The sequence below is a fragment of the Psychrobacter sp. R86515 genome (genome assembly GCF_042466315.1).
Classification (GTDB): domain Bacteria; phylum Pseudomonadota; class Gammaproteobacteria; order Pseudomonadales; family Moraxellaceae; genus Psychrobacter.
This window is the reverse complement of the sequence record NZ_JAXHCC010000001.1, coordinates 1,990,781-2,014,885: the sequence shown is the minus strand read 5'-3', so window position 1 is coordinate 2,014,885 and position 24,105 is coordinate 1,990,781. Positions and strand designations below refer to the sequence as shown.

Genomic DNA, 24,105 nt, shown 5'->3' with positions numbered 1-24,105 from the left:
TTGAGAAGTCATATTTTAGACAAAAAAATAGCACCTATCTGGATAGGTGCTATTGGTTATGATATCGATTAAAAAGGTCACTATTACTTTCTATAGCTACTATAAAACGTCTACTTCGAAAATAGTTACTTTAAAGACAATTATTTTAAGAGCTGTTATCTTAAAGACCTTTCTTTCAAGAACAGTTATTTCAAAAACAGCGCCATCGCCTTTTTAAACAGTCCACCGTAAGGCGGCAATAATAAATTCAGACCATTGAGCTTGGTTTGGACAAAAACCGGCTTCATATGGCTGAGACGTTCAAAACCAGCCTTACCATGATATGCGCCAGTACCAGAGTCACCCACACCACCAAACGGCAAGTCATGCTGAGCGACATGTATCAAAACTTCGTTGATACATAAGCCACCCGAGACCGTATTATTACGCACATTTTCGATACTGCTGTAGTTGTCACTAAACACATATAGTGCCAATGGCCGTGGACGCGAGTTCACAAAGTAAATGGCATCATCAAGCGTCTCATAATGTATCAGTGGCAAAATCGGGGCAAAAATCTCGTTTTGCATAAGGTCGCTGTCAGGCGCAGGTTCGCTGACGATGACTGGTGGCATTAGACGGGTTTCGATATTAGGCTCAACGGTAGTTAATGCATGTACCTCGCCGCCTGTTAACGCATCTAGATAGCCTTTTACCCGTTTGAACTGCTCACCATTAATAATGCGAGAATAATCTGGGTTTTCTTCGATATCAGGATAATGCTTGGTCATCCACTCTTTTGCAAGTTGGATGAACTGGTCATGGTATTGGCGCTGAATCAAGACATAATCTGGCGCAATACATGTCTGTCCCGCATTTAGTGTCTTACCCATCATCACACGATTAACGACAGACTCTAGATTGACATCATCTAGTACGATCACTGGTGATTTACCACCAAGCTCAAGCGTCACTGGCGTTAGATTTGGCGCAGCAGCAGCCATGACCTTTTTGCCCACCGCAGTCGATCCGGTATATAGCAGATGGTCGAATGGTAGCTCACTAAAGGCGGCAGCAATCTCGACTTCACCGAGTACCACACAGATCATATCTGGCGAAAAATAACGAGCAATAGCGTCAGCAAACGTCTGAGCAAATTGCGGCGCAGCTTCACTCATCTTGACCATAATACGGTTGCCTGCGGTGATTGCATCAATCATCGGGCCAATTGCTAAAAATAATGGATAGTTCCAAGGCACCATAATACCGACTACACCCAATGGCTGCGGCTGAATTTCATTGTGGGCTGGCATATACAGCGCTGAGATAGGCGCACGATGGGCTTTCATCCACTTTTTGCCGTGTTTTTTGGCGTGACTGATACCGGTAAAACTAGGAAACAACTCAGCAAACTGAGTCTCTGATTGGCTACGATAGCCAAAATCTGCACTAATCGACTTTGCAAAACTCTCTTGGTTGTCACTCAGCATCACTTCTAGATTATCTAGCTGCGTCGTACGAGTGCCCCAATCATTGATTGGCTGGGTACGGCTTAACATTTGCAAGCGTGAAAATTGCGCTTTCATCTCATCGATAGTCGTCGCCGTACTTAGGGCTTCAGGCACACGCTGCAGCGCAAAACCTGTCTCGGTCACTGCCTGCTCATGGGCGCTTCGGTTGCTATCTGTCATTTGTCTTCCTTGTCATAATCATAGTAATAGTCATAAGGTTTGTAGTCACTACAGTATATTGGGTTAGAGGCTCTATCTTTCTAGTCAGGTGCACTCTTTGATAACCTACTCTGACTATAAATTTCATCAGATTCCATTCATCACACTTTAATGTAGCGCATCGACTGAGCAATGAACAGCACCTTTGGTTGACTACTGCGTCTGTACTAGCAGCACCGCTATGAACCACTTGCCACTGTTCTATACTTATTATTTCGTCATCAATTGCTAGCTGTTTGCTATCAGAATTTACGCCACTTGCAGACATTACGACAGTATATATCTTTGGGCGATAGTCGCCAAAACTGCTACACTACCGATGAGCATTATTTATTTTAAACTTGATAATAATAAGACAGATACTCTCATGCAAAATGACACACAACCACTCAATGATACGCTTGTCAGCAAATCTCTATCAGCGGCCGATTATGTCCCTACTCTCGATGCGATGCTAGCACGCACCCTCGAACGTATCGATCTAAAAAAACAACAAGGGCTGCGTACGCCTGATGAATTGTGGATTGTCGATCATAACGACGTCTACACGCTTGGACAGGCAGGCAAAGAAGAACACATATTACAGCGTAATGACACGCCTATCATCAAGACCGATCGCGGTGGTCAAGTGACATGGCATGGTCATGGGCAGTTAGTGATCTATTGGTTGTTTGACTTGGACAGTCTCAAATGGAGTGTGCGCAATCTCGTCTCCCATGCTGAGCAAGCGATAGAAGACGTCATCAATGACTGTTTACGTAACTCACCATCTGATAGCGACAATATCAGTGCTCATGCGCGCCGTGATGCCCCTGGTGTCTACTTATATGCAGATACTGCTGCAACAGATGACAGTACCGCTACAGATGACAACTCTCTTGATAATAAGATTATGCTTGGCAAAATGGCCTCGCTAGGCTTTAAAATTAAGCATGGCTTTAGCTACCATGGTATTGCGATTAATCTAAATTGTGACTTGTCTTCATTTAACGCCATCAATCCTTGTGGCTATGCCGGTATGCAAATGTTGCGACTGTCTGATTTTGTAGCCATGCAGACAGATTCAGAGCAAACAGAGCAAACAGAGCAAACAGAGCCAGCGGCGCAAAACGAGCAGCAAATGAGCAACTCATTCAGCTATGAGACAGTCACTCAAAAACTTATTGATAACATCGCCAAGCGCCATGCTGGACTGATTGAGTTGCGAGCTATCGCACCTAAGTAAGTTTTGAGCCTATTTTTGCATAATCTTTTTTTGCATAATATCTTGCACGCTTAGACTTAAGCATTAAGAGAAAATTCAGTACAAACTTGCTATAATCGCATGCAGTACAAATCGGACTCAGCAACTATCCTTGCTGTGTCCCTAGCTCAACCCCTTATTCAAACATTTAAAACAAAAGCAAATTGGAGCATTTTATGGCAGATTTTAACAAAATTTTGGACGCAGGCGACGTAGACGGCGGCATCATCAACGTAGTAGTAGAGATCCCAGCTGGTAGCAGCCATAAAATTGAGTGGAATCGCGAATTAGCAGTATTTGAGCTTGACCGTATTGACCCACAGATTTTTGCCAAACCTTGTAACTATGGTTTCATCCCGCAAACACTTGACGAAGACGGCGATGAGCTTGACGTATTGCTATTGACTGAGCAGCCACTACCGACTGGTATTTTCTTAAAAGCAAAAGTTATCGGCGTGATGAAGTTTGTTGATGATGGCGAAGTAGATGACAAAATCGTTGTTGTCCCTGCTGATGACCGTGACACAGGCAATGCTTACAACAGCTTAGAAGACCTACCAAAGCAGTTGATCAACCAGTTAGAGTTCCATTTCAGCCATTACAAAGACCTGAAAAAAGCTGGTACGACGGTTGTTGAATCTTGGGGCGATGTCGCAGAAGCGAAAGAAGTTATCAAAGAGTCTATCCAACGTTGGAAAGATCTATAATTATCGAATATTGGCAAAAATGCCGATAACGATAAATAATAAAATACCGCAGTCACCATAGTGGCCGCGGTATTTTTTTGCTTGAACATTGCTTATCTAACATGGTTATAATGAGCATATTACTCATTCACACTTATACGCCGTAATAAGGACAGTCATGTTTAACCCCGACCCTAGCGCAAAACCGGTCAATACCAAGTTGCCAAGAGACGTCATTATGATGGTCGAAAAAAACAACCTAGTAATGGCCATTAAAACTTTGGCGGCAGACGAAAACATCAGTATGGATGAAGCCAAAAGTAGAATTGATGCTTATGAGACTCAGCTAAAGGTAAAGCAACAACAGAAGCTCAATACCATCGCTAGTAAACAAGGCATTCCAAATCAAGCCATCAGTTTTGATAGAGAGCAAGAAGAAGACGAGCCTGGGCCATTGGTAAAAAATCGTATTAAAACCACCAAACAGAGTCAAGGGTTTAAGGGGCTGCAAGATGGTGTCGATAGTCAGTTGAATGACTTAGGCTACAAGAAACCTCTACTACCTTATTGGCTAAAACGACTGCTCGTGATTGCTGTCTTGATGATAGGAATATTTTGGATATTGTGGCGAGTATTTGGTTAAGTGATTTAGCTAAACAAAGGACTGAATCAACATACCTTCTATAAAACTGCATACCGACTAGCTACAATTTAAGAATGTAGCTAGTCGAATAGTTCATTGAAAACCTGCCCTTGAATCCTTTCAAGCGTTCATTAATCTCAAATCACTTAGAACAATCCTTTATATAAAAAGTAACAGCCTACGACGGTCAACAGTACTGCAAAGCATTTTTTCAGCAACTGCGGCGATAATGCGTGAGCGACTTTTGCGCCTAGCTTGGCGGTGAAAAAGCTCATGATGCTAATACCTAAAAAAGCATAGATATGGACAAAGCCAATCGTATTGGGCACATCAACTTGAGCTTGCATGCCAAAGAACATAAACCCTAGCGCACCTGCAATCGCGATAGGCAATCCACAAGCGGCTGAGGTTCCAACAGCCTTTTGCATCACCACACCGTAACGCGTGAGATAAGGTACGGTTAAGCTACCACCGCCAATGCCAAAAATAGCAGAAGCGATACCGATACCAGCCCCTGCTGCTAGCTGCTTAGGCTTTGAAGGCAAAGCTATATGGACATTACCAGCATCGCTATTTGCTTTCTTTTTGCCACCCATAAACATTTTATAAGCAACCCAAAGCAAAAACACACCAACAATCAACTGGAGATATAACCCAGATATCTGTCCTGCGATCCCTGCTCCTAAAAAGCAGCCTATTACTAAGCCTGGCGTCAGATTTTTAAAGACAGGCCACATGACCGCGCCCTTTTTGTTGTGTGCCATGAGCGAGCTTATGGACGTAACGATGATAGTCGCCAGTGAGGTGCCCAAAGCCAAATGCATAATACTGTCAGGACTGTAACCCATTTGCGTAAAAACGATAAATAGCAGTGGTACGATAATAGTGCCACCGCCCACTCCAAATAGCCCCGCAGCAAATCCTGCTAGCGCCCCTATTATTAAAAAAGTTATTAATTCCACAGGATAGTTACTTCTTATTTAGATTTAATGAGATGATTATTATAGTTAAACGACTGCTCAATATTGAACGAGCAATAGCCCATAGGCTTAGGTGTTGGATAATAGGTATTGGATTAAATAAGCTCCACTTGCCCAACTCTAGAGTAGGCACGGTTAAAGTAAACCAACCCTTCATCAGTTCCGCCTTGTGGCTCAGCCTGATTGATGGCCACAACGCGGCACATAAAGACGCTATGCGTGCCGACTTCTTGAATTTGTTCAATCTCACAATCAAAGCTGACCAAGGCATCCTCCAATACAGGAGCGCCTGTTTGTAATTGTGTCCAAGAACCATATTCAAACCGTTCTTCTGAACACAGCTTAGAGGCAAAAGCATTGGACAGCTGCTCATGTTGCGCGCCTAACACATTGACAGTTAAAATCTTGTTTTCCAGAAAGTAGCCATGTGACCGAGACGTTTGATTCATACAGACAAGCAAGGTCGGCGGTGTGTCTGTGACACTACATACTGCCGATGCTGTAAACCCATGTACGCCCGTTGCACCTGCTGTGGTCACCACATTGACCGCAGTCGTTAGCAAAGACATGGCATCTCTAAAGTCGGTCGCGTCAATCCTATCTTTAATCATTGCTTCCATCCTGAGAAACGTTAAAAGATAACGTTAAAAAATTGTGCTTCAATTTTAATTTTGCAAAGGAAATTCTTTAAATAGAATTTCCTAAACGGCTAAACTCTAAGCAGTCAGTTCTTGACGAACGATTTGAGCACCAGCGCTTAATGCCGCGAGCTTACCACGTGCGACTTGGCGAGACAAAGGTGCCATGCCGCAGTTGGTCGCAGGATATAGCTTATCAGCATCAACGAATTGTAGCGCTTTGCGTAGCGTATCTGCCACCTTTTCTGGTGTCTCGATAGTGTTTGTTGCCACATCAATGGCACCGACCATCACTTTTTTACCACGAATCAATTCAATCAGATCCATGGGTACACGTGAGTTTTGACACTCCAGTGAGATGATATCGATTTTCGACTGTTGCAGTTTAGGGAATGCTTTTTCGTATTCGCGCCACTCTGAGCCCAGTGTCTTTTTCCAATCAGTATTGGCTTTGATGCCATAACCGTAGCAAATATGCACAGCTGTCTCACATTTTAGGCCTTCAATGGCACGCTCTAAAGTTGCAATACCCCAGTCATTCACATCATCAAAGAACACATTAAATGCGGGCTCATCAAACTGGATAATATCAACGCCAGCCGCTTCTAATTCTTTCGCTTCTTGGTTCAGGATTTTAGCAAATTCCCAAGCCAATTTTTCACGGCTTTTATAATGACCGTCATATAGCGTGTCAATCATCGTCATCGGCCCTGGCAACGCCCATTTAATTGGCTGATCGGTTTGCTGACGCAAAAACTTGGCATCATCAACGAATACGGACTTCGGACGACTTACCGCACCAACGACTGATGGCACGCTCGCATCATAACGATTGCGGATTTTTACCGTTTCGCGCTTCTCAAAGTCAACACCATCAAGGTGCTCGATGAACGTAGTCACAAAGTGCTGACGGGTCTGCTCACCATCACTGACAATATCAATCCCTGCATGCTGCTGTTCTTGCAATGATACACGTAGCGCATCTTGCTTGGCTTCAAGCAACTGCTCGCCCTCTAACGCCCAAGGTGACCAAATTTTCTCGGGTTCTGCTAGCCAAGAAGGTTTTGGTAAGCTGCCAGCGGTAGACGTCGGTAATAGTAGTTTCATACGATTTATCTTCTAATTAATTTATTTTTTATTATGTTGATGAGTGGTGCTCAGTTAAGCGGCTTGCTTCCTAGCCGTTTCTTTATCAGCAGCTTCTTTTTGAGTATCCTCGCCTGTTACATCATAGCTTGCAGCCCATTCCTCAAGGATGGTTTGATACGGCTTGATAAAGTGTGTCTCAGTAAATCTGCCTTGGGTTACTGCCATCTGACTACGTTCGGCGCGGTCATAGACTACTTGCGTCAATGAATAGTCTTGGTAATTCAGGCTAGGTTGATACACTTGTCCAGCGCTTGAGTTGGCATTGTAAATCTCAGGACGGTAGATCTTCTGAAAGGTCTCCATAGTACTGATTGCACTAATCAGTTCAAGATCGGTGTAATCACTGAGCAAGTCCCCTGCAAAATAAAAGGCTAGCGGCGCGGCGCTACCCTCAGGTTTAAAATAACGTACCGTTAAGCCCATTTTATGAAAGTAGTCGTCGGTCAACGAGTATTCATCTTGCTTGTACTCAATGCCCAATACAGGATGCTGATTGACAGTACGGTAGTAAGTCTTGCTGGTTGAAACGCTCAGGCAAATCACAGGTTTTTTATGAAAGTGAGCGTTGTAAGCTTCTGAATTCAATAAGTATTGAAACAATTTGCCATGCAACTCACCAAAATTATCTGGTGTTATGGATGCTAGGTTTTTGTCGCGATGCTCTGGTAACACAATACTAAAGTCATAATCACGCACGTAAGAGGAGAAGCTGTTACCAACCATACCGTCGATACGCTTATTTTCTTTATGATCCACAATCGTGGTTTTTAGCGTTTCGATAATAGGAAACGTCTGACCATTGCCTTTAACATCTAGGTCGACAGAGATGATATCAACTTCAACAGAATAACGATCTGCTGTCAAATTGTCCCAATGCGCCAATGCATTGAATCGATTATTGATCATGGTTAACGTTTTGCGTAAGTTCTCTTCGCGGTGCTCGCCGCGTGCCAAATTTGCAAAATTAGTCGTCAAACGCGTGCTATCTGCAGGCTGATAGTTTTCGTCAAAACGAATGTGCTTAATTGAACAATTGAATTCTTTACTCATGGTGATCCGCTACCTTATTTATCTGAGATAAAACCAAATCTGTGTATGAGGTGAATCATACCGAAATCTAAACATGAATAAAAACGATACAATTTAAACATAAGATGAATTTTATTCATCTTACTAAAACTTAGATATATAAAGGAAATTTAACAGCGGAAGTTTTAAAGGTTTATTTAACGTATAACTAAGTCTTTCACATATAAAAGGAGAAGAAGGCTTTTATACTGCTTAAGAGTATTTGTTAAGATTATTTGAGACATAAAAAAAGGATACCGTAGTATCCTTTCTCATCATATTCGAAGCTAATAATAAATTGATTCTAGTGATGCTCACCAGGGAGAATCTTGGCAAAGGCGCGCTGAGCAAGGTTAGGCTTGCTATCAGTCGTTTGTGCGGCGGTCGAACTTGGGAAAATACGATAGCCAATGGACTGGACGCCAACGTTAAAGGCTGGTACTAGTGAATAAGTCGCTGATGCAAATTTGCCCATATTACTAGCAATGCTATTTGGCTTATGAACGATGGCTTTTGCGACCATCATCGCTGCTTCGTCCGGCATCAGTGCTGGCATGTAGCGATATAGCTTGGTTGGCGCAATCATCGGGGTACGCACAAGTGGCATAAAGATATTGGTCACTTTGATATTATCGCCTTTGACTTCAGCAGCCAGACAGCGACTAAATGCGTCTAAGGCAGCCTTTGACGCGACATACGCTGAAAAGCGCGGACTATTTGCCAATACCCCAATCGAGGAAATATTCACGATTTGACCGGTCTGGCGACCAATCATCGTTGGCAAGAAACCAAGAATGATTTTGACCGCGCCAAAATAATTAATCTCCATGGTACGTTCAAAATCATGAAAACGGTTGACCGACTCATGCACTGAACGGCGAATCGAACGACCCGCATTGTTGACTAGTACATCGACATGCTTAAAGTCAGCCAAAATCTTTTCACTGGTTTTTTCAATCTCATCCATATTGGTCAGATCGCATGGATAGTAACTAGCCGCGCCGCCAAGTGTTTCAATATTTTCTTTGACCATTTTTAGCTTATCTTCAGTACGGGCCAGCAAAATAACATGCGCGCCGCATTCACTGAGCAAAAAAGCCGTACGCTCGCCGATACCACTTGAAGCGCCTGTGATGATAATATTCTTGCCTTTGACGGCTTTGGTGATTGCTTTTTTCGAGAGATTGGCCATAAAAAGTCCTTTTCGTTTATTCTATAGTTATTGGTATTCGGTTATAGCATAGCAAAAAATGTCGTATGGAGTGAACAAAACCATAGTGGGCGTTAGCTAACGGGACTTTTACAAATTTCGTCGACATAAATATTTATAAATATATTTTTAGCTTGTTGTTAACTACTAAGTGCTAAGCTTTTTTCTGATCAATTATGAGGGGTACCTGCTTTGATAGACACACTAACTCACTATATCGACTTAATTGCCAAAATGATCGAAGTCATTGGCGTCCTCATCATGTTTTTTGGGCTATTTCTTGCTTTGTATAGAGCTTTTCGAGCGTCTGGTCATTTCAATAATGATACTTATGTTGAAATCAGACAGACCGTAGGTAAGTCTATACTGTTGGGGTTAGAGGTGCTAATCGCCGCTGATATTGTGGCTACTGTCGTCACCGAGCCATCGCTACGCAGCGTACTGGTGCTAGGTTTTATCGTACTGATTCGAACCTTTTTAAGCTTATCGTTACAGGTTGAATTAGAAGGACGATTCCCTTGGCAAAATAGAAAACCTGCGCCTGACAAACAGCCTGATACTGACAATCATACTGTGCCAATTGATAAAGCATAGCTGATATATAAAAGCGCCATCAAAAAACGATGCATAGACATGGTTAGCACTGATTTATAAAACAATATTTAAGCGATTACTACTCGTGCGCCTGCAAAAAAGTCTCGACCACTTTGAATTGCCCAGCGGTGCTTTCTTCACCATACATCGCCTGTCTAAAGGCGTTAGAGTTTGGAATACCTGTCGTATACCATGCAATATGTTTGCGAGCGATACGGCAGCCTGAGTACTCCCCGTAGAAATCATAAAGCTCTTGCAAATGGGCCAGTACGATCTGTTTTATCTCACTCACGCTTGGTGCCTCTAGGCGCTCGCCAGTACGCAAAAAGTGCTCAATATCGCGAAATATCCACGGCTGCCCTTGTGCAGCACGCCCAATCATCACCGCATCACAGCCTGTCATCTCATAGACGTGTTGGGCTTTTTGTGCACTATCGATATCACCATTCGCAATGACAGGAATACTGATACTTTCTTTGACTTCGCGTATTAGCTCATAGCGCGCATTGCCTGTATACATGTCTTCACGCGTACGTCCATGAATAGCAATCGCTGCAATACCTGCCTGCTCAGCACGCTTGGCGACTCGTAAGATGTTTTCACGACCGTTTTCAAAACCTAGACGTGTCTTTAGTGTGACAGGTGCATTCACAGCATTGACCGTGGCATCTAGCAATCGCGCGACCAAATCTTCGTCTTGCAACAATGCAGAGCCTGCCAGCTTACGACAGACCTTTTTCGCCGGACAACCCATATTGATATCAATAATCTGTGCACCATTATCAATCTGATATCGTGCCGCTTCAGCCAGTTTATCCGGTTCAGCACCTGCTATCTGCGCCGAAATAGGCGCAATCTCATTGTCAAAATTGGCACGATACAAGGATTTTTTGCGCGCATAAAGAGCCGTATCAGCGATGATCATCTCGCTGACCGCATGACCTGCGCCAAATGACTTGCACAGTCGGCGAAAAGGATTGTCTGTCACGCCTGCCATCGGTGCGACCATCAAACGGTTTTCAATCGTTAGGCCACCTATGTTCAATGGCTGCAACAATGGATGGTCAGACAAAGTCGAGGACGAAGGTAAAATGGGAGAATCAATGGACATAAAAAAACGGCTTGATTTGTAAGGAAAACAAGCCGTTATTCTAAGGATTCCTGCGTTTATTGCAAGCGATTAACGTAAATAGCTTGCATAAGCATTACTCGTTTTTAATACATCCCATGCATTATTTATCAAGCACACTGCCCTGCTCTAGCGTGATGTCATCATCATGCTCTTGCATGCGCCACGGCAGACTATCAGGCGATACATTGAGGAAATGTAAATACTTCTCGAACTGATCGATGATGTCATTAATCACTGATTCAGATTTGTAGCCGTATAAGTCATAGGTCTGACCACCACGGCGTAGATATACCTCAGCGCGATGATGATGCTCTTGTGGCAAGGTATCTGCGCTGTCTTCAGTATAATAATCAGGCGCATCATGTTCAGATAAGCGCACCTCATACCAAAACTCGACATCGTCACCACGCTGTAGCTCTAATACGGCTCGGTTATTGACCCCGTCATAGTTGACCTCAGTCGTCCAGCCGGTTTCTGCAAATTTAGACGACACTTCCATCATCGAAGGCATAACCACTTCTTTAATATAGCTAAGAACCTTTTCACGCGTTGGCTTATCGGTCATATAATCAATACGCTCGCGCCATGCAGACGGTTTGAGTAAATGCGGCGGCAGTCTGTTGTCATTACCGAGGCTCTGATTACGATGTCCTTCGATACGCAGCGCACGCCACATACCAAACATTGAAATAAGAATAATAACCGCAAATGGTAACGCACTAACGATAGCCGCTGTTTGTAAGGCTTCTAAACCACCTGCAAGTAGCAATACTGCTGCGACAGCACCTTCAGTCACTACCCAAAAGCTACGCTGCCACCATGGTGTATCACTGCGACCACCTGCCGCTAGCGAGTCGATTACCAATGAGCCAGAATCCGATGACGTCACAAAAAAGGTAATAATCAATAAAATGGTCAACGACGACACAAATTCAGTAAACGGTAGATTCTCTAACAGTTTAAACAAAGCAATTGCTTGGTTGTTTTGTACTTCACTGATTAATGAGGTATAACCATCGACCATAATCATATGTAGCGCGGTATCGCCAAACACCGAAAACCAAAAGAATGTAAAGAAGGTCGGTACTAGCATCACACCCAATACGAACTCACGAATAGTACGACCACGGCTAATCTTGGCGATAAACAGACCCACAAAAGGCGCCCATGCAATCGTCCATGCAAAAATAAACAAGGTCCAGCTGCCGATCCAATTGCTATTTTCGTATGCCTGCAAGCTAAAGGTACGTTCAACGATGTTACCTAAATAGCTACCCGTATTTTCCATGAAGGCATTTAAGATAAAAATCGTCGGACCGACAACAAATACGAATAGCATCAACGCAGTTGCCAACAGCATATTTAAAATAGATAAGCGTTTTACACCCTTATCCATCCCTGCCAATACCGATACCAATGCCGCAGCGGTCACCAAGGCAATGGCAATCACCTGTACGGTCGTATTCACTGGAATGATATCTGGCAACAGATAATTGAGTCCCGCATTAATTTGCGACACCGACAAGCCAAGACTGGTAGCAATACCAAACATCGTACCTAATATCGCAAACACATCGACTGTATGACCGATAGGGCCATGAATCCTGTCACCAATAATCGGGTACAGCGTCGAGCGTATTGATAGTGGTAGACCATGACGAAACGCAAAATAAGCTAGTGATAAACCAACGACACCATAAATCGCCCAAATATGAAAACCCCAATGAAAATACGCTATTTGCATCGCCTCTTTTGCCGCGGCAATAGTCTGTGGATCCGACATTGGCGGACTAGAAAAGTGCATCACTGGTTCCGCTACCCCATAAAACAGTAGCGCAATCCCGTAACCTGCCGAAAACAGCATGGCAAACCATTCAAGGAATCCGTACTCCGCCTCAGCATGATCAGGACCTAGCTTGATACTGCCATAAGACGAAAACGCCAGTACAATAATGAACATCAAAAACAGTGCCACTGCCAGCATATAAAACCAACCGAATGTCTCAGTCGTAAAACTAAGCACATTACTAAACAGAGCACCCGCTGCTTCAGGGTTAATAGCCGTACCAATGACCAATAGCAGCATAATAATTGCTGCAGGTACAAAGACTGGTAATAAAATAGTCGAACGAGGTAATTTACTCATGAAAGATAATATCCTCAAAAGTTGGCGATGCCTTTTTATAGAAAAGTTTTAATTAAGGCAAAGATTAGAAAATGTGTGTGAATGGTTATAATAATTATCACACTCTTTTCCAAAACCCTAGACAAGCGTTCAACTCGTAACATGACTTTAACGAATGTTACATGACTATTACCAAGAAAATAAAAAAGGCAGCTTGTTAGCTGCCTTTTGATTGTATATGTATTCTATTTTAATAGTTTCTAACCTATAAATGCTCGCTAATTCGTAAATACTAATACTTTTTATACCTAAACAGAAGCACTCTGTTTCCTGACTAGGCATCAATCACTGCCGCCAACTTCTGCGCAATATCTGCCAAATCATTGTTGTCGGCTTGGGTCACTGCATGACCTCCCAACTCATGGATACTTGATGGAATGAGATGCACATGATAATGAAAGACTGTTTGACCTGCTTGTGAGCCATTCAACTGCATTTGGATAACGCCTTCACGCTCAAACACTTGACGCTGGGCTTGCATGACCTTTTTAGACGTCATTAATACCGCAGCAGCATACTCTGGCTCAAGATCGGCCAAATCTACCGCTTTTTGCTTCGGTATCACCAATACGTGGCCTTCTACTTGCGGCATGATATCCATAAAGGCGAGCGTTTTATCATCTTCATATACTTTGTGATACGGAATATCACCATCTAACATTTTGGCAAAAATATTATTGTTGTCATAAGCAGTCTGTTGATTCACGTCAGTCATTACTTTTCCTTTAAGAGTTTTATTATCAGTTAATTAATAGCTTAATAGCTTAATAGCTATCCAAGATAGATAAAAGCGTCTGTCATATAGTGGACGAAATATGACTTTAGTACAAGTCAGTATGACAATCGAATTTGAAAAATATCAAGCCATATTCCAACCATGCTAGCTCACTAATTTATTGGCGGGTCATGCCTTTAAAATGTTATATTAACCCTCTATTTTAATAACGCTATGTTTATGGATTTGCCTACTTTGCCAACTCAAACAGATATGGATAACACTGCTGCAACTCTTGATAATAAGGAAGAACACTCTGATATTGAGAGTGGAAGTGGTACTCAAACCATCGATCCGAACGCTATCATATTAGCAGAAGCATTGACTGATAAAGCCATCAGCTGGCAGATACACAACTGTAAAATTATAAAGAAGACTGTCACGCAAGATTTGCCACTGCCCTTTTTGTATCACTATGACAGTTTAGATGATGCGACCAAGCAAACGCACCCGCTCACTCCTGAGCTACTGCTTCAGTTCAACACACCCATGTCGGCTCATCAAGCTGCTAAATTAATCGGCATTGACGAGGAGCTGCTGACCAGTCCTTGGCATGTAAAAATTATCGGCTCGTTGGTAGTCTTTAGTGAGGCATTGCAGTTGGCTGTACGCCTACACTGGACCAATACGGGTAAAGAGACGCAGCAGGTATATACTAAGGATGCTGCCGACGCTATTATTGCCTCTTTTAAAGACTGGCAGTTTTTTGGTCGTGTAGACGTCCTGTATAAAAACAATAAGCAAATATTAATTAGTATTGACGAGCAAAACCCTAACACGCAAGCACTACCTGCCGAATCATTGCTGACGATTGAAGCTAGTGGCGATTATCAACAGCTACTGGCTACTCATGCGCTTGCAGCTATTGTGAAATTAGAAGCAGACAAAGCTGATCTTCCTTGGTTTGACAAAGCCATATTAGAACGTATCGAATAGCTATTTTGAATAACTGTTTTTTCGCTCATCGCTTGTGATTATTAATTCGTTATTATTAATTCACTGTTATTAGCATATTGTTTTTAGTTATTCATATCTAATGGTATGGTAACGAATTAGTATTATTCACTAGTACTCACTCTCTATAAAAAGCACACTATCCCTATTAAAACTGAGGGTGCACATTTTAACAACCCCGCCTATTTGTAAGGAATATCACATGGATTATCGCTCAAAAACCTCTACCGGCGGTCGTAATATGGCAGGCGCGCGCGCATTATGGCGTGCAACCGGCATGACTGACGGCGACTTTGGCAAGCCAATCATTGCGATTGCTAACTCTTTTACCCAGTTTGTACCCGGCCATGTGCATCTAAAAGACCTTGGACAACTGGTCGCCCGTGAGATTGAGCAAGCAGGCGGCGTTGCAAAAGAGTTCAATACCATTGCGGTCGATGATGGTATTGCGATGGGCCATAGCGGTATGTTGTACTCGCTACCAAGCCGCGATTTGATCGCTGACTCTGTCGAGTATATGGTCAATGCTCACTGTGCAGATGCACTAGTTTGTATTTCTAACTGTGACAAAATCACTCCGGGTATGTTGATGGCCGCCATGCGCCTTAACATTCCAGTGGTGTTTATCTCAGGTGGCCCAATGGAAGCAGGCAAAATCTTAGCCAGTACCGTTGGTAAGAGCCATAATACCGATAGTAGTGACAGCAGTGCTGTTCGCAAGCTTGACCTTGTGGATGCGATGATGGATGCTGCTGATGATAGCATCAGTGATGAAGACGTCGCCGCTATCGAAGCTTCAGCCTGCCCTACTTGTGGCTCATGCTCTGGTATGTTTACCGCCAACTCGATGAACTGCTTGACCGAAGCTTTAGGTTTAGCTTTACCAGGTAACGGCTCACTACTAGCTACCCATTCATTGCGTCGCGAGCTATTCTTAGAAGCGGGTCGTACCATTGTGTCGCTTGCTAAGCGTCGTTATGAGCAAGATGACGATTCCGTGCTACCACGCTCTATCGCTACCAAAGCTGCTTTTGAAAATGCCATGAGCTTAGACATCGCCATGGGTGGTTCAACCAATACCATCTTGCATTTACTTGCTGCTGCCAATGAAGCAGAAATTGATTTTAAGATGGCTGATATTGACCGTCTAAGTCGCGGTGTGCCTTGTCTGGCAAAAGTAGCCCCTGCCTCACAGAAGTACCATATGGAAGATGTGCATCGTGCTGGCGGTGTCTTTGCATTATTGGCTGAACTCGACCGTGCTGAGTTACTAAAAACTGACGTGCCAACTATCCATAGCGCAACGATGAAAGAGGCCATCGATAAGTGGGATATCATGAACCCTGACAACCATGAGGCACGCGCACGCTTCCTTGCAGCACCTGGTGGCGTACGTACCACAGAAGCATTCTCACAATCAAAAGAGTGGTCAAACCTCAACGTCAACCGTGAATCAGGCTGTATCCGTAGTGCCAAACACGCCTACTCTACAGATGGCGGCTTGGCCGTACTATATGGCAATATCGCTGAGCGCGGCTGCGTGGTCAAAACCGCAGGCGTCGACGAAAGCATCTTGACCTTTACTGGTCGTGCACGTCTATTTGAATCACAAGATGATGCGGTTGCTGCGGTATTGGCTGATCAAATCGTTGCAGGCGATGTGGTCATCATTCGCTACGAAGGCCCTAAAGGCGGCCCTGGTATGCAAGAAATGCTTTATCCAACGACTTATCTAAAGTCAAAGGGATTGGGTAAAGAATGCGCCCTACTCACTGATGGTCGTTTCTCTGGTGGTACATCAGGTCTATCAATTGGTCATGCTAGCCCAGAAGCTGCTGAAGGTGGGGCGATTGGTTTGGTCGAAGAAGGCGATAGTATTCATATCGATATCCCAAATCGTACCATCAACATGCAAGTAAGCGATGCAGACTTAGCCGCTCGCCGTGAAGCCATGGAAGCACGTGGACGTGATGCATGGAAGCCTGTCAACCGTGACCGTCATGTCTCGCCAGCATTACGTGCTTATGCGGCTATGACCACCAGTGCTGATACTGGTGCCGTACGTGATGTGAGTCAAGTAGAACGCTAGTCTATAAGCTATTGATGATACAAACATACTAATGAAAATATATTAAGCCTGCGCAATGCAGGCTTTTTTTTCACCAAAAAACAACGTAGCTGTCGTTTTGATAACTATTTTTTGCGGTAATTATTTTATTTTGACGTCATGATAAAGAGTATCAATGACTGACTATCAACTATTGCTGTGAATTGTCATCAATAACTAAAATCACCCTCTTAAAATCGATCCTTAAAACATAACGACGTGCGTAAATCTTATGATTGAAAAATATAACCTATTCTTATTAATCTGCGGGATTGCCTTTTTACTCGGGGCCTTGTTTCCTGTTATTTTTAAGCGCACCTCTATATCATTACCGATGCTCCAAGTCAGCTTCGGTCTGATGATGGGCTACTGGTGGACGTCTTTATCCTTTTTAGACCCACTTGATAACGGTTTACTCATCGAGAAACTGACTGAGATTGTTGTATTGGTCTCATTGGTTGGTGCTGGTATTAAAATCGATACTGAGTTGTCTTGGCGACTGTGGCGACCAACGGTAAGGCTACTACTCATCACCATGCCTATTGGTATTTTTGCGATGGCAGTCTTGGGGTATTACGCGTTTGGTTTAAGCCTTGGTGCAGCTATTTTATTAGGTGCGGTACTAGCGCCTACTGATCCCGTGTTAGCTTCGAGCATTCAGGTGGGACCTCCCAATACAGGAGGAGAAGACACACCGCGCTTTACTTTAACGTCAGAGGCAGGGTTGAACGACGGTTTGGCTTTTCCGTTTGTGTACCTAGCGATTAAGATTGCAGAAGCGTTCAGTGAAGGCAAAGCCTTTACTTACGAGATGCTATGGTCGTGGTTTACTCATGATGTCTTATGGAAGATTGGCGCAGGCGTAGTGGTAGGTGTATTGGTTGGTAAATTATTGGCCAAAGTCGTGTTTTCTAAACATACTCGCGACACTACCATCTCGCAAGGCTATGTGGTTATTGCGTTGACGCTACTAGCCTATGGTCTGGCCGAGTATGTACATAGTTATGGCTTTATCGCTGTATTCGTGGCCGCATTTGCGTTTCGTCGCTCAGAGTGTGAGCATACTTATCATCAAAAACTGCATGATTTCGCTGAGCAATCAGAAGGCTTATTGATGTCATTAGTGCTGGTTATCTTTGGCATGTTCCTCGGTCAAGGGCTGCAGGCAGGTGTCGAGTTGACATGGCGCGTCTATATCGTCAGCTTTACCTTCTTACTACTTATACGTCCAATTGGTGGATTTATTGCCTTATCAGGATTGAACTTACCACATACCGAGAAATACGCAATATCGGCTTTGGGTATTCGTGGTATCGGTACTTTGTATTATCTGTCCTATGCGCTCAATCAAGGGTTTTTCGCAGATGAAGATGCGCTTAAACTGTGGATTGTTTGTTCGATTGTCATTTTGACTTCTATCTTTATCCATGGTCTTAGCGCATCAAGATTGCTTAAAATGACACCAAACAAGCAGCATTAAAATTAATGCTGCTTATATTTGAAACAGAATCAATTCGCGAACAAAACTAGCATAATTAAAGTATCTCTTCTACCCAGCTCAAGACGGCTTCTGTCAGCGCAAACTGACGAACGTCATTGAGCATAGTGGTATCAAAATTATGAGTAAAAGCAAATGACAACTGGCGCTCAGGGTCGCACCAAGCAACCGATCCGTTATATCCCATATGCCCAAATCCTGATAATGCAGGACTCATTCTCTTATCCGTATCATCGTTGTTAGCATACAAGCTAAATAATCTATGGTAGCCCAATCGCCATTTCATAGCTGCTGGCATAACCGCATCTAAACCCTCAACCTGCGGAGTAGATAACTGCTCAAAAGTAGCACTATCGATCAGTGTTTTCCCTTGCCATATACCGCCATTAGCGAGCATTGCGTAAATCGTTGCCAGTGCTTTAGCGGAAGCGACACCATTTGCCGCTGGAATGACCGCCTGTAGTGTCTGACTATTATAATAGTCAAGGGCATGTTTGCCAGCAGGTATCAGCGCTGCCTTATAGTTTTTTAGATTAAGCTGACTGGTATTGAAATATAAGCTATTGATACGCGCCGTATTTAATACAGGTTGTACGTTATCAATATCAGAACTATCTAGATTTTCATCAAGGCTGTCATCAAGGCTATTTTGCGTCTCAGCTGCACGCTTGTCATTTAGCATTTTCTGTTGCCAGTAATGATAACTAGGTAAGCTTGCATAAGTACGTAAAGTCTCTTGAGAGTCTACTTTTAAGGTTGGTTTTTGGCGTCTCAACTTTAATTGGGAACTCGTATCCTCTGTTTCTTCAAAATCTTTGGCCAATTTTGCCACCTGATCTACTTTACTCTCTGGCACACCAAAATAGCAGCTGTCGGCAATGCCCAGAGGCTCTGTTAGATACTGGCTCAGTGCTTCAGCGAACGATAGATCTGTGACCGCCTCTACTACGCCGCCCAATACCCAGCCATAGATCAATGCACTATAAGCGCTATCATATTTGGTCGCATCTTCGGGAGAGGTAATGGGCATCACCGCAATGTGGCGCAGCATCGTATTCCAATCGAGTACTGTCTCGCTATCGACATCGATACTTTGAATCGAAAACAAATCGGCTTGATGTGACATGACTTGTCGCAACGTAATTTGGTCTTTGCCGTTTGCAGCAAACTCTGGCCAGTAATACGCAATAGGTTTGTCATATTCGATCAGTTGCTGCGAAACCAGCACATGAACCAACGTTGCCAATACCCCTTTACCGGTAGAGAAATTAATGGCCAACGTATCGGGCTGCCACGGCATATCAGGACGCGCCATACCTGTACTGGCTTGCGCGATACACTGACCTGCCTGATACACGGCCACAGCCCCGCCAGCAGGTACATCATCAAGCTGTAAATCTGTCAGTAATTGCTGTAATTTTTTTTGAAAGTCAATGTTTATGGGTGTATTAGAATTCTCTGTATTATGATCCATTATTATTACCTTGCTCCAGTGATATAAATTATTCTATTTTTAAGATGATAGTAATACACAAGCTATAGTCAAAGAAGTTTAAAACGCATACAAGCTAGCTGATTACAGATTGCACAAGTAGTTCTTTGACTATATAAAATATTTGAACCAGTATAAATGAATTGTGAGCCAATAAAAAAGGCCACCTATTGGTCGCCTTTTTTATTATTTATTTCGATGTTATTTTTAGAGTTTACTCACGTCTAAGACAGCATTGAAATGCAGTGCTGTAAATTTAATTAACGCGGTACTAGCAAACGATTATGGACTTCTTGTTCAAGCTTGGTCAAACCATGACTGCGACCACGTTCCATCGCTGTATCCATCTTACGTCCGCGCAACCATCCTGCCCGCAGCGCTATTGCTGCTCCTACTCTATTACCTGACCCACAGTGCATAGCGACTTTTTTGCCATGGTGCTGGCGCAATACATTATCAAACGCCAATATCTTAAGCTGCTTTAGCTCTTTAGCACCGCTGATAGGCAGCTGTTCGTAGTGCATACCTGCCTGCTCAACTGCTGATGCCTCATCAAAGCTCAACTCGTCATCAGGCTGCAAGTTGATGACCAGCTCAACGCCTGCTTTCGCTAAAGCCGCAACTTTTCCCTCATCTAATGCACCGCACACGATAGTGTTTGCATCTGGACGAAAATAAGGCTCAAAGATATCGGCCAAATCAACGCCATTATCGGCACTAATATGCATGTTAGCGCCGCTATCGTTAGCAGCGACCGTATCGGTTGCTATCGAGTTCTCCGTTTGATCTACGTCTATCGCGTTTTCTTCTGAAGGCATGTTTTGTGAAGTCATAATAATAAATATGTACGTTAAATATGGCTGTTAAAATAGAAGCTTTATGATACTTACTCTACTTGCTGTCACTCTTTAGTGTTACAACACCCGCCAAATGGGGTTTATTGTTTTTAGAGCTATACAGTCCAAACTCACAAATATCATCTACGTTTGTAAGTTGGGCTACTGGCTCAGCAATCAGCTCTACTTCAGCTGGCAAAAAGATAGGCAGCTTAAATGAGACGTCAATTGTGTAAGCATCAGGCAAATCACCCATCAGAGCAAGGCACTTAGCTTTTGACCACATACCGTGTGCAATCGCTTTAGGAAAACCAAAGGCACGTGCTGATAGTGGATGCAAATGAATCAAATTAAAGTCGCCCGACACAAAGGCATAACGACGACCGATATCTTCCGGCACTTCAAAAATGCTATGAACACCTTCTTCGTTTACTTCAGGCTTGACCATGACCGGACGCGGCGCGCTCTTCTTATCTTTACTGCTAGGTTTTTTACTACGTGATAAATAAGTCGACGTACCTTCCCAGATGACTTCATCTTCTGACTTTACGATAGTGACAAAGTCAAACTGCTGACCTTGAGCATGATCGCGTAGGTTATCAAAAGTGACCGACATTGCTACCGTTTCACGCTCTCCAATCGGGCGATACTGAGTGACACTATTATCGACATGGACAAGACCTAACATGGCAAATGGGAATGGCTCTTTGACCATCATGTTCATCTGCAGCGTCTGCGACAATACTGAGAAGTAAGTCGCTGGCACTTTACCATCATCAGCAAAACCGCAAATTTTGCGATAGTCATCTAGGTTTTCTTGATCGATATGCAAGTCATCTACATAGTAAGTAGATTGTGGCAACTGGTCTCTACTGACCTTACCACCATTACCGATAGGCAATAAGCTTTTGACAATATTGGCATAAGTGGTGTGCGCTTTTGGCAACGCATCATAATGTTTGTCTGACATAAGTACATCCTAAGTGTGGCTTGAACAAGTTCTTTAACGTATATAAAGACAATCTGCAGTCATTAACTAAAGCCTACTATTAAATCATCTAATAAGCATTAAATTTAATCAACCTCATGAGTATCTTTAATAGCAAAAAATAGTTTGGCTATTGGTTCTTGTGTTTTTATCATAAAAAAGCCACCCTTGGGCAGCTTTATTACACTTTATCAGAGATTATTTCGTAAGCATATGTGATACAAATGAGAAATAATAGCTCATATGATACAACTACTTTCTCTACCTGCACCTTATTTCTCACATATACTTATTAGTTAATCAACATTATGCACCAAGTAAGCTTTGACCACAGACGCGAACCGTGTTGCCATTTAGACCGCCAGACGCAGGTGAAGCGAACCATGCGATAGTCTCAGCCACATCTACTGGCAGGCCGCCTTGGCTCATTGAGTTCATGCGGCGACCAGCTTCACGAGTAGCAAATGGAATGGCTTCTGTCATTTGGGTTTCGATGAAACCAGGAGCGACTGCATTGATCGTCATGCCTTTAGCATTGTCTTCTAATTGCTTGGCAGTTGCGTTAACCAAACCAATTACCCCAGCTTTAGAAGTGGCATAGTTGGTCTGACCCATGTTGCCAGCGATACCTGAAATTGACGACACACATACGATACGTGCGTTTTCTTTCAGTACGTCATTGTCCAACAAGTAGCGATTCAATCTAGCGATACTGCCCAAGTTGATATCAATGACCATGTTCCACTTTTTCTCATCCATTTTAGCCAACGTCTTATCACGAGTCACGCCAGCATTATGGATGATTGAATCTAAACCACCACGTTTTTGGGCAGCGTCAGCGATTTCTGCACCAGCGTCTTCACTAGTGATATCTACTGTCAAAGCAGAGCCACTGATTTCGCTAGCAACTTTTTGTAGGTCAGCTTGCTGCTGTGGTACATCTAGACAGATAACATGAGCCCCTTCACGAGCCAATACACGAGCGATGGCTTCGCCAATACCGCGACTTGCGCCAGTCACTAGCATAGTCTTGCCGCCCAAAGGCTGGTTCCAGTCAACATCGACTGAGCTGCCTTTACTGACACGTACTACTTGTCCTGATACGTAAGCTGAACGAGCTGAGGTAAAAAAGCGTAAGGTTGAATCTAGGTTTTGTTCTGCGCCTTCTTCAACATAAATCAGCTGCGCTGTGATACCGCGCTTAAACTCTTTACCCACTGATTTCACAAAACCTTCAAGCGAGCGTTGAGCCATTGCAAATTCAATATCAGTGATGTTCTCTGGCGTACGGCCAACCACAACCACACGGCCTGATTTTTCTACGCGGCGTGCAACTGTATGGAAAAACTCGTAAAGCTCTTTTAGCTGTTCAGCATTGCTGATATTACTGGCATCAAAAAGCAGTACTTTGAATTGATCATCGCTACCCGTGTTGGCTTTTGCCTCAACGCCTGCATCAGCAAGTGCGTCTTTGATGTCATCACTGCTGTTTACATATACTTCGGCATGGACGTCTGACAGGATACGGGCAACCGACTCACTGACACTCTTGTCATCACCAGTAGCACGGCCAACCAATACGCTACCACGCACCAAACGCTCACCGCTTTCGAAACGATCAAGCGTCGTTGGCATCGGCAAACCTAAATTTTTTGCTACTTTTTTGCCAATAGAAGATTGAACAAAATCACCGTAACGGTCTGACATAATATAATCCTTATAATTAATGATTCGTAGAATAATAAAAAATGCAATGAATCTATTATATAGAGACATTGACATCGTAATTATTTAAATTTAGTAAATCGCCTCAAAACTAGCCTAACTATACACTTCCCTTATAAACAAGTCCAAAAACAGATAATGTCTACAACAATCTGTAAACAAGTCAGTATACAAGCCAGTCGTTTTTAGCAGCGTTAAGCGCCACTATAACATGTTAAAATCTGACCTATAGGTTATGGCATACTTAATTATTGATAACAATATATTATCAAACGTACTGTTATGCAATGCTAATATTTCTTACTAGTCAGTCTATTAGAGCGATGCGTCATGATCATGAATCTACTACCTACCTCATACAAGCGTCACATAGTTTGCTAAAGAGATACATTAAGTGAATAAAAAACGCCTTATGATAAACAGCTGTATCGCGTAATAAATGATAATATTTGCTTGTATAAAATAACTTAACTATTTTTTATTATTACCTATC

At 43.2% G+C, this 24,105-nt stretch carries 20 protein-coding genes; 7 read left to right on the top strand and 13 right to left on the bottom strand.

Annotation, left to right across the window (positions count from 1 at the left end; translation table 11 throughout):
- Positions 1-185: 185 nt before the first annotated feature.
- On the bottom strand, positions 186-1,670 hold the full coding sequence (locus tag SJY28_RS08480; protein WP_379544102.1) for a coniferyl aldehyde dehydrogenase: 1,485 nt from the start codon (positions 1,668-1,670) through the stop codon (positions 186-188).
- 406 nt (positions 1,671-2,076) lie between these two features.
- Here SJY28_RS08480 and lipB point away from each other — a divergent pair, with 406 nt between their 5' ends.
- From lipB to SJY28_RS08465, 3 genes are all read left to right on the top strand, one after another.
- Positions 2,077-2,934: a lipoyl(octanoyl) transferase LipB gene (gene lipB / locus SJY28_RS08475; protein WP_379544101.1), complete on the top strand. Its 858-nt coding sequence runs from the start codon at positions 2,077-2,079 to the stop codon at positions 2,932-2,934.
- Between the two features lie 194 nt (positions 2,935-3,128).
- Positions 3,129-3,659: an inorganic diphosphatase gene (locus tag SJY28_RS08470; RefSeq protein WP_057759479.1), complete on the top strand. Its 531-nt coding sequence runs from the start codon at positions 3,129-3,131 to the stop codon at positions 3,657-3,659.
- Between the two features lie 157 nt (positions 3,660-3,816).
- Positions 3,817-4,281 (top strand): hypothetical protein, encoded by a 465-nt coding sequence (locus SJY28_RS08465; protein ID WP_379544100.1) that lies wholly within the window; start codon positions 3,817-3,819, stop codon positions 4,279-4,281.
- Between the two features lie 146 nt (positions 4,282-4,427).
- On the opposite strand, the gene SJY28_RS08460 is transcribed toward SJY28_RS08465, so the two are convergent.
- The 5 genes from SJY28_RS08460 to SJY28_RS08440 all read right to left on the bottom strand — a co-directional run bounded on the left by SJY28_RS08460 (position 4,428) and on the right by SJY28_RS08440 (position 9,308).
- Positions 4,428-5,243, bottom strand: a complete 816-nt coding sequence (locus tag SJY28_RS08460) for a sulfite exporter TauE/SafE family protein (RefSeq protein ID WP_379544099.1) — start codon at positions 5,241-5,243, stop codon at positions 4,428-4,430.
- 113 nt (positions 5,244-5,356) lie between these two features.
- Positions 5,357-5,872 (bottom strand): flavin reductase, encoded by a 516-nt coding sequence (locus SJY28_RS08455; protein ID WP_379544098.1) that lies wholly within the window; start codon positions 5,870-5,872, stop codon positions 5,357-5,359.
- 105 nt (positions 5,873-5,977) lie between these two features.
- Positions 5,978-7,006, bottom strand: a complete 1,029-nt coding sequence (locus SJY28_RS08450) for a methionine synthase (protein WP_379544097.1) — start codon at positions 7,004-7,006, stop codon at positions 5,978-5,980.
- 54 nt (positions 7,007-7,060) lie between these two features.
- Complete coding sequence (locus SJY28_RS08445) at positions 7,061-8,098, bottom strand: DUF1852 domain-containing protein (protein ID WP_379544096.1); 1,038 nt, start codon at positions 8,096-8,098, stop codon at positions 7,061-7,063.
- Positions 8,099-8,420: 322 nt separating this feature from the next.
- Complete coding sequence (locus SJY28_RS08440) at positions 8,421-9,308, bottom strand: SDR family NAD(P)-dependent oxidoreductase (RefSeq protein WP_057759469.1); 888 nt, start codon at positions 9,306-9,308, stop codon at positions 8,421-8,423.
- Positions 9,309-9,518: 210 nt separating this feature from the next.
- On the opposite strand from SJY28_RS08440, the gene SJY28_RS08435 reads away from it, so the two are divergent.
- Positions 9,519-9,920 carry a DUF1622 domain-containing protein gene (locus SJY28_RS08435; protein ID WP_298807801.1) on the top strand — a complete coding sequence of 134 codons (402 nt, stop codon included), beginning with the start codon at positions 9,519-9,521 and terminating at the stop codon, positions 9,918-9,920.
- A gap of 79 nt (positions 9,921-9,999) precedes the next feature.
- Here the strand turns inward: SJY28_RS08435 and dusB are convergent, their stop codons facing one another.
- The 3 genes from dusB to SJY28_RS08420 form a co-directional block, all read right to left on the bottom strand.
- Complete coding sequence (gene dusB, locus SJY28_RS08430) at positions 10,000-11,031, bottom strand: tRNA dihydrouridine synthase DusB (RefSeq protein ID WP_379544095.1); 1,032 nt, start codon at positions 11,029-11,031, stop codon at positions 10,000-10,002.
- Positions 11,032-11,152: 121 nt separating this feature from the next.
- Positions 11,153-13,198 (bottom strand): BCCT family transporter, encoded by a 2,046-nt coding sequence (locus SJY28_RS08425; RefSeq protein ID WP_379544094.1) that lies wholly within the window; start codon positions 13,196-13,198, stop codon positions 11,153-11,155.
- 313 nt (positions 13,199-13,511) lie between these two features.
- Positions 13,512-13,952 (bottom strand): HIT family protein, encoded by a 441-nt coding sequence (locus SJY28_RS08420; RefSeq protein WP_379544093.1) that lies wholly within the window; start codon positions 13,950-13,952, stop codon positions 13,512-13,514.
- A gap of 240 nt (positions 13,953-14,192) precedes the next feature.
- Here SJY28_RS08420 and SJY28_RS08415 point away from each other — a divergent pair, with 240 nt between their 5' ends.
- The 3 genes from SJY28_RS08415 (at position 14,193) to SJY28_RS08405 (ending at position 18,553) form a co-directional block, all read left to right on the top strand.
- On the top strand, positions 14,193-14,948 hold the full coding sequence (locus SJY28_RS08415; RefSeq protein ID WP_379544092.1) for a hypothetical protein: 756 nt from the start codon (positions 14,193-14,195) through the stop codon (positions 14,946-14,948).
- 220 nt (positions 14,949-15,168) lie between these two features.
- Positions 15,169-17,055, top strand: coding sequence for a dihydroxy-acid dehydratase (gene ilvD / locus SJY28_RS08410; RefSeq protein WP_379544091.1), 1,887 nt, complete (start codon positions 15,169-15,171; stop codon positions 17,053-17,055).
- A gap of 250 nt (positions 17,056-17,305) precedes the next feature.
- The gene (locus SJY28_RS08405) at positions 17,306-18,553 is read left to right on the top strand and encodes a cation:proton antiporter (protein ID WP_379544090.1); all 1,248 of its coding nucleotides are present in this window, start codon (positions 17,306-17,308) and stop codon (positions 18,551-18,553) included.
- A gap of 55 nt (positions 18,554-18,608) precedes the next feature.
- Here SJY28_RS08405 and SJY28_RS08400 read toward each other — a convergent pair whose 3' ends face one another.
- The 4 genes from SJY28_RS08400 to SJY28_RS08385 form a co-directional block, all read right to left on the bottom strand.
- Positions 18,609-20,045 (bottom strand): serine hydrolase domain-containing protein, encoded by a 1,437-nt coding sequence (locus tag SJY28_RS08400; protein WP_379544089.1) that lies wholly within the window; start codon positions 20,043-20,045, stop codon positions 18,609-18,611.
- Between the two features lie 278 nt (positions 20,046-20,323).
- A complete protein-coding gene (locus SJY28_RS08395) occupies positions 20,324-20,791 on the bottom strand; it encodes a serine/threonine protein phosphatase (protein ID WP_379544960.1) in 468 nt (155 codons plus the stop codon).
- A gap of 163 nt (positions 20,792-20,954) precedes the next feature.
- Complete coding sequence (locus SJY28_RS08390; protein WP_379544088.1) at positions 20,955-21,869, bottom strand: MaoC family dehydratase; 915 nt, start codon at positions 21,867-21,869, stop codon at positions 20,955-20,957.
- Between the two features lie 324 nt (positions 21,870-22,193).
- The gene (locus SJY28_RS08385; RefSeq protein ID WP_379544087.1) at positions 22,194-23,594 is read right to left on the bottom strand and encodes a 3-oxoacyl-ACP reductase; all 1,401 of its coding nucleotides are present in this window, start codon (positions 23,592-23,594) and stop codon (positions 22,194-22,196) included.
- Positions 23,595-24,105: the final 511 nt, after the last annotated feature.

Coding starts and splice junctions, on each gene's coding strand:
- SJY28_RS08480 (WP_379544102.1), bottom strand. CDS start 1,670: ATGACAGATAGCAACCGAAGCGCCCATGAGCAGGCAGTGACCGAGACA.
- lipB (WP_379544101.1), top strand. CDS start 2,077: ATGCAAAATGACACACAACCACTCAATGATACGCTTGTCAGCAAATCT.
- SJY28_RS08470 (WP_057759479.1), top strand. CDS start 3,129: ATGGCAGATTTTAACAAAATTTTGGACGCAGGCGACGTAGACGGCGGC.
- SJY28_RS08465 (WP_379544100.1), top strand. CDS start 3,817: ATGTTTAACCCCGACCCTAGCGCAAAACCGGTCAATACCAAGTTGCCA.
- SJY28_RS08455 (WP_379544098.1), bottom strand. CDS start 5,872: ATGATTAAAGATAGGATTGACGCGACCGACTTTAGAGATGCCATGTCT.
- SJY28_RS08450 (WP_379544097.1), bottom strand. CDS start 7,006: ATGAAACTACTATTACCGACGTCTACCGCTGGCAGCTTACCAAAACCT.
- SJY28_RS08445 (WP_379544096.1), bottom strand. CDS start 8,098: ATGAGTAAAGAATTCAATTGTTCAATTAAGCACATTCGTTTTGACGAA.
- SJY28_RS08440 (WP_057759469.1), bottom strand. CDS start 9,308: ATGGCCAATCTCTCGAAAAAAGCAATCACCAAAGCCGTCAAAGGCAAG.
- dusB (WP_379544095.1), bottom strand. CDS start 11,031: ATGTCCATTGATTCTCCCATTTTACCTTCGTCCTCGACTTTGTCTGAC.
- SJY28_RS08425 (WP_379544094.1), bottom strand. CDS start 13,198: ATGAGTAAATTACCTCGTTCGACTATTTTATTACCAGTCTTTGTACCT.
- SJY28_RS08420 (WP_379544093.1), bottom strand. CDS start 13,952: ATGACTGACGTGAATCAACAGACTGCTTATGACAACAATAATATTTTT.
- SJY28_RS08415 (WP_379544092.1), top strand. CDS start 14,193: ATGGATTTGCCTACTTTGCCAACTCAAACAGATATGGATAACACTGCT.
- ilvD (WP_379544091.1), top strand. CDS start 15,169: ATGGATTATCGCTCAAAAACCTCTACCGGCGGTCGTAATATGGCAGGC.
- SJY28_RS08405 (WP_379544090.1), top strand. CDS start 17,306: ATGATTGAAAAATATAACCTATTCTTATTAATCTGCGGGATTGCCTTT.
- SJY28_RS08400 (WP_379544089.1), bottom strand. CDS start 20,045: ATGGATCATAATACAGAGAATTCTAATACACCCATAAACATTGACTTT.
- SJY28_RS08395 (WP_379544960.1), bottom strand. CDS start 20,791: ATGCATATTAGTGCCGATAATGGCGTTGATTTGGCCGATATCTTTGAG.
- SJY28_RS08390 (WP_379544088.1), bottom strand. CDS start 21,869: ATGTCAGACAAACATTATGATGCGTTGCCAAAAGCGCACACCACTTAT.
- SJY28_RS08385 (WP_379544087.1), bottom strand. CDS start 23,594: ATGTCAGACCGTTACGGTGATTTTGTTCAATCTTCTATTGGCAAAAAA.